Consider the following 8,147-nt stretch of genomic DNA (forward strand, 5'->3'; position numbering starts at 1 on the left):
CAGCGCCGCTGAGGTTGGCGGGCGGCGCTGATTTATCGGATGCATCGAATTTCAAGAACAAGAACCTATCGAGGTGATGCCCATGAACAGCCAAGCAGATGTAGAGCGAGCGCAAGATCTGGAAAGGCGCTTGTGCGCCTATGAGGAACTGGAAGGACGGACGGATTGGCCAGGTGCGATGGGCGTCGGTGACTACCTGGCGCTGGCGGTGTTCGCCCTGGTCGTGATGGTGGGCTTCTATCTGTGGGGGGGCCAGGCATGAGCCCGTCCAAAGAGCAGGAATTCCGACTGGCCGCCGAACGCGGCGACACCCCCTTGTTGCCCAGCGAGCGGGTCTGGGGCTTCTGGGGTTATGCCTACGCCAACTCCGCGCTGGCGGTGGCCACCTGGGTGTTTCTGATCGGCGGCGCCACGGCGCTGTTCGTCGGCCCCAAGCAAGGGATCTGCGCCATCGTCATCGGCAACATCGTGGGGGTGATCCTCGCGGCGTTCTCCACCTGCGTGCCGTGCGGCAAGTATGGGGTGGAGCAGTTCACCTTCCTGCGCAGCATGTTCGGCCTCAATGGCAGCCGCCTGGTCTACATCCTGTCGGTGGTGGTGCTCACCATGGGCTGGTTGGCGGTGCTGGGGCTGATGTGCGGGCGAGCGCTGGACAACCTGGAAACCCTGGTGCAGCAAGTCCCGCCCGATGGCGACGGCTGGCTGGTGACCGGCGGTGCCTTGTTGGCCATCGTGCTGGCGGCGCTGGTGGCCATGCGTGGGCCGGACATGATCCGCTTGCTGAGCGCGATCATCGCACCCAGTCTGATCCTGATCATGTTGGCGCTGATGTACTTCATCTCCCGCAGCCACAGCCTGGACCAACTGCTGGCCATGCCAGCCTTGCAACCGCCGTTCGCCGACTCGCGCATCAACTTCATGATCGCCGTGGAGATCAACATCGCGGCTGGGTTCTCCTGGTGGCCCTACATCGGCAACCTGTCGCGTCTGTGCAGCAACCAGCGCACGGCCTTCTGGCCGAACCTGGTGGGGATCTTCGGTGCCGCCTCCCTGGGCGAGACCGTCAGCCTGTTCGCCGCATCGACCCTGGGCAGCAGCGACCCGACCGCCTGGATGCGCCTGGCCGGTGGCATGGCCTTCGGCGTGGTGGCGCTGGGCTTTCTGGCACTGGCCAACCTGACCGGCATGGTCAACATCCTCTACACCGCGGTCATCGGTTTGCGGCAAGTGACCGGGGAGCGCTTGCGCAGTGTGCGCTGGGGTGTGCTGGTGGGGCTGTTCTGCGTGATTCCGGTGGCCATCGTGCTGTTCTTCCCAGGCATCTACGACGGCTTCTTCATCTTCCTGGTGTGGACTTCGGCACTCAACAGCGCCCTGGCCGGGATCGGCATCGCCGATTACTTCTTCCTGCGCCATAAGCGGGTGAACCTGCGCCAGCTCTATGCCGCGCAAGACACATCGCCACTGCGCTTCTGCGGCGGCTTCAACCCCATCGCACTGGTGGCGCTGGTGGCAGGCTTCGTGATCTACGTGGTGGTGTTCAACCCGCAGACCTTGGCCCACACCTCCTTCTTCACCTTCGCCACCGCTTCGCTGCCGTCCTGCCTGCTGGCTGGGCTGGTGCACTACGGGCTGACCCGCGCACTGGCCACTCGCCTGGGCTGGGGTGGCTACCCAAAGGGCAATGAACGCAACATCGAGGCAGCAGGCCTCGGAGCAAAGGGTTACAGCAAATGAACAAGCGATATGACTACATCATCATCGGCGCAGGCTCTGCCGGCTGCGTCCTGGCCAACCGCCTGACCGAAGACGCCGGCACCTCGGTGTTGGTCCTGGAGTTCGGCGGCAGCGACCGCGGCGTGCTGATCCAGATGCCCAGCGCCTTCTCGCTGCCGATGAACACCAAGAAATACAACTGGCGCTACGAGACCGTCGCCGAGCCCCATCTCGATGGCCGGCGCCTGCACTGCCCGCGGGGCAAGGTGTTGGGCGGCTCGTCCTCGATCAACGGCCTGGTCTACATCCGCGGCCATGCCCACGACTTCGACGAGTGGGAAAGCCTGGGGGCCAAGAACTGGAGCTATCGCAACTGCCTGCCGTACTTCAAGCGTGCCGAGACCTTCAAGTTCGGCGGTGACGACTACCGCGGCGCCAGCGGCCCATTGGCCACCAACAACGGCAACAACATGCAGAACCCGTTGTACGGCGCCTGGGTGGAAGCCGGCGCCGAGGCTGGCTACATCAAGACCGACGACTGCAACGGCTACATGCAGGAAGGCTTTGGCGCCATGCACATGACGGTCAAGGATGGCGTGCGTTGGTCCACCGCCAATGCCTACCTGCGCCCGGCCATGACTCGCCCGAACCTGACCGTCGTCACCCACGCCATGACCCGGCGCATCCTGCTCGACGGCAAGCGCGCGGTGGGGGTCGAATACGACGAGGGCGGCAAGACCCATAAGGTCTACTGCAACCGCGAAGTGCTGGTGTCCTCCGGCCCGATCGGTTCGCCGCACCTGTTGCAGCGCTCAGGGATAGGCCCGCAGGAGGTGCTGAAGAAGGCCGGCATCGAAGTGCGCCACGACCTGCCGGGCGTGGGCGAGAACCTGCAGGATCACTCGGAAATCTACATCCAGTACGCTTGCAAGGAGCCGGTGACCCTCAACGGCAAGATGAACCTGCTGGGCAAGGCGATGATCGGCCTGCGCTGGCTGCTGTTCAAGGATGGCCTGGGGGCGAGCAATCACTTCGAGGCCGGTGGCTTCATCCGCTCGGCCAAGGGCCTGCGCTGGCCGGACATTCAGTTCCACTTCCTGCCGGCGGCCATGCGCTATGACGGCGACAAACCGTTCAAGGGCCATGGTTTCATGGTGCTTACCGGGCCCAACAAGCCCAAGAGCCGAGGCCATGTGCGGGCGCTGTCGGCCGACCCGTACCAGCACCCGGAGATTCGCTTCAACTACCTGGAAAGCGAGGAGGACAAGGAAGGCTTCCGACGTTGTGTGCGCCTGACCCGGGAGATCATCGCCCAGCCGGCCATGGACCGCTTCCGTGGCGAGGAACTGGCGCCCGGCCCCCATGTGCAGACCGACGAGCAGATCGACGCCTTCGTGCGCGCCAACATGGAGAGCACCATGCACCCCTGCGGCTCTTGCCGGATGGGTGAGGACGACATGGCGGTGGTCGACTCCGAGCTGCGCGTACGTGGCCTGCAAGGCCTGCGGGTGATCGACTCCTCGGTGTTCCCGAGCGAGCCTAACGGTAACCTCAACGCGCCGACCATCATGCTCGCCGAACGCGCCTCGGACCTGGTCCGCGGCCGCCAGCCGCTCGCGCCTGCCGATGTGCCGGTCGGGCTGGTGGAAGGCTGGGAAGAGCAACAACGCAGCGCCGAGCCCGTGCGCAAAGTGCGGGCCTAAACGCGCCTCGATCGCTGTAGAAGCGGGTTTACCCGCGAAAGCGTAGGTGAATCCACTATCGCATTCGCGGGTAAACCCGCTCCCACAAGGGGCTGCGGCAACCTGAGAATCCGCAGAAGCGCTGCGATTTTTGTGGGTGTGGTTACCTACGAAAACGTCGGTGAATTCACTATCGCATTCGCGGGTAAACCCGCTCCCACAAGGGGCTGCGGCAACCTGAGAATCCGCAGAAGCGCTGCGATTTTTGTGGGTGTGGTTACCTACGAAAACGTCGGTGAATTCACTATCGCATTCGCGGGTAAACCCGCTCACACAAGGGGCTGCGGCAACCTGAGAATCCGCAGGCGCGCTGCGATCTTTGTGGGTGTGGTTACCTACGAAAACGTCGAGGATCTCCAGGTACGCTGCGATCTCTGTGGGAGCGGGTTTACCCGCGAAAGCGTCGGTGAGTTCACTATCGCATTCGCGGGTAAACCCGTTTCATGGAAGGTGAGAGCCAGCGCACAATAGCCCTCTGGCCCTCAGGACACGAACTCCATGAAAACCCCCGGTGGCGTGCTGCTCAGCGGCGTCGAGCTCGATCGCGGCAGCTCGATCCCGCTCTACCGCCAACTCTACCTGCAACTGCGCAAGCAGATTCTCAGCGGCCGCTTGCCCGGTGGCACGCGCCTGCCTTCTACCCGCACCCTGTGCAAGGAACTGTCGCTGTCGCGGATCACGCTGCTCAACGCCTTCGACCTGCTCACCGCCGAGGGCTTTCTCGCCTCGCGCACCGGGGCCGGCACCTACGTGGGCAACGAATGGCAGGGCAGGGTGGCCCAGGCCGACCTGCCCACCAAGCCGCCACGCCTGTCGAGCCTGAGCCAGGCCGTGCATTCGCTGCGCAGCGAGCACTTCAGCGGTATCTCCTATAGCGCCTGGGACCCGCAGCGCCCGGTGTCCTTGCTGCCCAGCCACCCGGCCTACGATGCGTTTCCCATGCCGGTGTGGAAGCGCCTGATGAACCGCCACCTGCGCAAACCCGACAAAGCCCAGTTGGCCTATGGCGAACTCAAAGGCCTGCAGCGCCTGCGCGAGGCCATCGTCGAATACGTATTCGACGCGCGTGGCATCGAGTGCAACGTGGAGCAGGTGGTGATCACCTCTGGCGCCCAGCAAGCCTTCAACCTGTTGGGCATGCTGCTGCTCAACCCAGGTGACCGGGTGTGGATGGAAGACCCCGGGCACATTGCCGCGCGTATCGCCTTCCAGGCATTGGGCTGCCAGCTCGTGCCCCTGCGGATCGACGAGCAGGGGCTGGACGTGCAGCAAGGGATACGTGAGTGCCCTGAAGCGCGCCTGGTCTTCACCACGCCTTCGCGCCAGCACCCCTTGGGCACCACCATGAGCTACCCACGGCGCCAGGAGCTGATCGACTGGGCCGCGCGCAGCCAGGGCTGGATCGTCGAGGATGACTGCGACAGTGAGTTCCGCTACGTGGGCCGGTCGCTGCCGGCGCTGCATGCGATGGATCCATGGCAGCGGGTGATCTACGTCGGCACCTTCAGCAAGGTGCTCTATCCGTCGTTGCGGTTGGGCTATGTGATCCTGCCCGAAGCGCTGGTGGAACCGTTCTGTGCGATCCGCGCGGTGATGGACCGCAGCCCCTCCACATTGCACCAGGCGACCACGGCCGACTTCATGCTTGACGGCCATTTCCTCGGCCATATCCGCCATATGCGCGCGCTCTACCAGGAGCGCCAGGCCAGCCTGGTGGAGGCACTGCAACGCCAGTTGGGCGGGTTTCTTTCGGTGGCGCCAGTGGAGGCGGGGCTGCACCTGATCGGCTGGCTGCCCGAGGGCGTGGACGACGATGCCCTGGCCCGTGGGCTGGGCAACCACCAGGTCTATACCTATGCGCTGAACGACTACTGCCTGCAGCGCTACCTGCCGCCGGGCCTGCTGTTGGGCTTTGCCGCCACGCCCGCCGAGCAGGCCGCGCAGCGGGTGCGCGAGCTTGCCCAGGCCCTTGATGCGTTGGGCATGCGGGTCTGAGCCAGGCCTTCAAAATGGCTATACCAACAAAAGGTTAATGGCTCTATGGATGGGGCCACTTCGGAGCGATAAAGGCACGGCCGGCCACCCCGGCATCGCTCTGAGGAAATGACAATAATGAATCCTATCCAAGCCCGTTTCGCCGGTCTCATGGGCCACAACGCGCAGGCGCCGTGCACGCCTGTGCTGCTCACCGCCGACCTTGCCCGCCGTCTGCTGGTGCGTCTGGACAGCCTGCGGTTGTTCGCCCACGGTTATCCGCTTCTGACCAACCTCACCCACGGACGGGTCACCCCAGAGGACATGCTCGACTTTGCCTACCGGCATGGGCTCGACGGTCTCTCGCTGCATTTGCTCGATGGCGAGCACAACAGCCTCTCGCGCATGACGCCCGAACGCCTGGCGGCCTTCGCTGACAAAGCCCGTGGCCTCGGGCTGGACGTGCACCTGGAGATCAGCAGCACGCTGCCCGCGGACGTTGACCAGGCTGTGGCCGTCGCCCGTGCCATCGGCAGCCGCAACATCCGCGTGTATTCGCGCTACGAAGGGCACCTGTCGCGGGTGATGAGCATCATCGAGGATGACCTGCGCCGCCTGGCGCGCCTGGCCGATGAGTACGACCTGAACTTCGACTTCGAGCAACACGAAGAGCTCAAGAGCGACGAGATCGCCACCTTGTTGCGTCGGGTCGGGCACCCACGTCTGAATGCCTTGTTCGACTTCGGCAACATGATCAATGCCTGCGAGCAGCCGTTGCCTGCGCTGACGAACCTGGCGCCGTTCATTCGCCAGGTCCACCTCAAGGGCGTGCGCGTGGTACCCGAGGCCAACGGTTTTGGCCATTACGGCGTGCTGCAGGGCAGCGCCGAGGATCAACTGCCCGGCGCGCGCATGCTGCTGGAGCTGTTGCTGCTGGGTGAGTCCACACCCCAGGTGGTGGCGTTCATCCTCGAGCAGGAAAACCACTACATCGCCCCGGCGTTCCGCCAGGTGGGCGAAGACGCCGACCCTTTCATCGTCTACCGCGAGATGAGCGAAACGCCCTTGCCACCGGGCTACAGCCTGGAGCAGATGCTGGCCGACGAGCACCGCTGGGCCAATGACCAGGTGCGCTATGTCCGTGAGCTGCTGGCCGAGATGCGCGTGTTGGCCGAGCTGACCTTGGCCGCCGACGCCTGACCCTCACCCTGGAACCGTGGAGAACAACAATGACAGCTTCGGTCAAAGCCAAGTGGCTACGCTTTTTGATCCTCGTCCTCGGCGGCGGGACCATCTACAAACTGTCCAACCTCAAGGACGCTTTCTACATCCCGATGCAGGAGCACATGGGCCTGACCCATACCCAGATCGGCACGCTGCTGAGCGTCAACGCCATCGTCGCCACCGCGCTGTTCGTGGTGGGAGGCTTTCTGGCCGACCGCTTCGAAACGCGCAAGCTCATCCCGCTGGGGCTGGTGAGCATCGGTGGGTTGGGCCTGTACCTGGCGAGCTTCCCGGGCTACAACCAGTTGCTCATCATCTTCGGCCTGCTGGCGGTGTGCGCCGACTGCATCTTCTGGCCTTCGCTGCTCAAGGCCATCCGCAACCTGGGCAATGACCAGGAGCAAAGCCGCATGTTCGGCCTGCTCGAAGGCGGGCGGGGCGCGGTGGACACGCTGGTGGCGTTTTCCGCCCTCGGCGTGTTCGTTGCCCTGGGTTCCGGTGCGGCCGGCCTCAAAGCGGCCATCGCGTTCTATTCGCTGATCGACATCGGAGTTGGCGTGCTGGCGCTGTTCCTGCTCAAGGATGCGCGCCAGGTCAACAGCACCCGCGAGCCCATCGGTCTGGCAGGGCTGCTGGAGGCGGTGCGCATGCCGGGGATCTGGCTGGTGAGCCTGAACGTGTTCATGGTCTACATCGTGTACTGCGGCCTGACCTACTTCATCCCATACCTCAAGGACATGTACCACCTGCCGGTGGCACTGGTGGGCGCCTACGGCATCATCAACCAGTACTTCCTCAAGGTCCTCGGTGGCCCGGCCGGTGGCTTCATCGCCGACAAACAGCTCAAGAGTTCGAGCCGCTACCTCAAATGGGCCTTCGTTGCCTTGCTGCCGCTGATGCTGGTCATCCTCAGCATTCCGCGTGGTGAAAGCTACATCTACGCGGGCCTGGCAGCGACACTGTCCTTCGCCCTGGTGGTGTTCACCATGCGTGGAGTGTTCTGGGCGCCGATGAGCGAAGTGGGCATCCCTTCGCGCATCACCGGCTCCGCGTTCGGCATCGGCTGCCTGATCGGCTATGCGCCGGGCATGTTCGCCTACGTGATCTACGGCGCGTTGCTGGACCACTACCCAGGCGAGCAGGGCTACACCTATGTGTTCAGCCTGATGAGCATGCTGGCGGTGGTGGGTGTGGTGGTGTCCAGCCTGCTGCAGCGGATGGTCAGACGCCACCGCGAGGGAGCGGGGGCCCAGGCGATTGCCTGATCCTGTGTGGGGGCGCTGGCGTTGAGGCTGGCGCGATCCCTGTAGGAGCGGGTTTACCCGCGAATACGTTGGTGAATCCACTACCGCATTCGCGGGTGAACCCGCTCCCACAGGGCTGTGCAGTCTTTGGGTAAATCTGCTCTTGCAGAGGCTGCGCAGTGCATCGCCATTAACACTTTACTGGGGCTTGCCTCGCCACCTGTAGGAGCGGGTTTACCCGCGAATA

6 protein-coding genes are annotated in these 8,147 nt (G+C 64.1%); all 6 read left to right on the forward strand.

What is annotated here, in order from left to right:
* Positions 1-82 precede the first annotated feature (82 nt).
* The 6 genes from ACNFCH_RS21370 to ACNFCH_RS21395 all read left to right on the forward strand — a co-directional run bounded on the left by ACNFCH_RS21370 (position 83) and on the right by ACNFCH_RS21395 (position 7,921).
* Entirely contained in the window at positions 83-262 is a 180-nt protein-coding gene (locus ACNFCH_RS21370) for a hypothetical protein (protein ID WP_043215793.1), read from the forward strand.
* Entirely contained in the window at positions 259-1,737 is a 1,479-nt protein-coding gene (locus tag ACNFCH_RS21375) for a cytosine permease (RefSeq protein WP_368841049.1), read from the forward strand. Before ACNFCH_RS21370 ends, ACNFCH_RS21375 begins: the two co-directional genes overlap by 4 nt.
* Positions 1,734-3,419, forward strand: a complete 1,686-nt coding sequence (gene betA / locus ACNFCH_RS21380; RefSeq protein ID WP_416743661.1) for a choline dehydrogenase — start codon at positions 1,734-1,736, stop codon at positions 3,417-3,419. The genes ACNFCH_RS21375 and betA overlap by 4 nt, the downstream gene beginning before the upstream one ends.
* Positions 3,420-3,956: 537 nt before the next feature.
* Positions 3,957-5,453, forward strand: a complete 1,497-nt coding sequence (locus ACNFCH_RS21385) for a PLP-dependent aminotransferase family protein (protein WP_337159023.1) — start codon at positions 3,957-3,959, stop codon at positions 5,451-5,453.
* A gap of 114 nt (positions 5,454-5,567) precedes the next feature.
* Positions 5,568-6,632, forward strand: coding sequence for a sugar phosphate isomerase/epimerase family protein (locus tag ACNFCH_RS21390; protein ID WP_337159089.1), 1,065 nt, complete (start codon positions 5,568-5,570; stop codon positions 6,630-6,632).
* Between the two features lie 29 nt (positions 6,633-6,661).
* Entirely contained in the window at positions 6,662-7,921 is a 1,260-nt protein-coding gene (locus ACNFCH_RS21395; RefSeq protein ID WP_416743664.1) for an MFS transporter, read from the forward strand.
* Positions 7,922-8,147 lie beyond the last annotated feature (226 nt).

The organism is Pseudomonas sp. NY15354 (assembly GCF_048068075.1).
GTDB lineage: Bacteria > Pseudomonadota > Gammaproteobacteria > Pseudomonadales > Pseudomonadaceae > Aquipseudomonas > Aquipseudomonas guariconensis_C.

Bases quoted from the DNA above. Each gene is read 5' to 3' on its own strand.
- betA (WP_416743661.1), top strand. From the start codon at position 1,734: ATGAACAAGCGATATGACTACATCATCATCGGCGCAGGCTCTGCCGGC.
- ACNFCH_RS21385 (WP_337159023.1), top strand. From the start codon at position 3,957: ATGAAAACCCCCGGTGGCGTGCTGCTCAGCGGCGTCGAGCTCGATCGC.
- ACNFCH_RS21395 (WP_416743664.1), top strand. From the start codon at position 6,662: ATGACAGCTTCGGTCAAAGCCAAGTGGCTACGCTTTTTGATCCTCGTC.
- ACNFCH_RS21375 (WP_368841049.1), top strand. From the start codon at position 259: ATGAGCCCGTCCAAAGAGCAGGAATTCCGACTGGCCGCCGAACGCGGC.
- ACNFCH_RS21370 (WP_043215793.1), top strand. From the start codon at position 83: ATGAACAGCCAAGCAGATGTAGAGCGAGCGCAAGATCTGGAAAGGCGC.